We start from the raw sequence: 223 nt of genomic DNA, 5'->3' as shown, positions 1-223 counted from the left end.
GTAGTAGGTGAGTGATGGGGTGACGCAGGAAGGTAGTCCAGCCCGGGCGGTGGTTGTCCCGGGGTAAGGGTGTAGCCCGTTGTGCAGGTAAATCCGCGCAACATGGAGGGTAAGACCTGATGCCGAGCCGATGATGGTGAAGTGGATGATCCTATGCTGTCGAGAAAAGCCTCTAGCGAGTTGCATGGCGGCCCGTACCCTAAACCGACTCAGGTGGTCTGGT

General features: G+C 58.3%; 1 rRNA gene. It reads left to right on the top strand.

The features are described from left to right. Positions 1 to 223, top strand: a 23S ribosomal RNA gene (locus tag AC2CJA_RS27535); the annotation flags it as partial.

It is taken from the genome of Streptomyces sp. ATLC9, from assembly GCF_057196705.1.
This window is presented reverse-complemented; position numbering and strand designations above follow the sequence as displayed.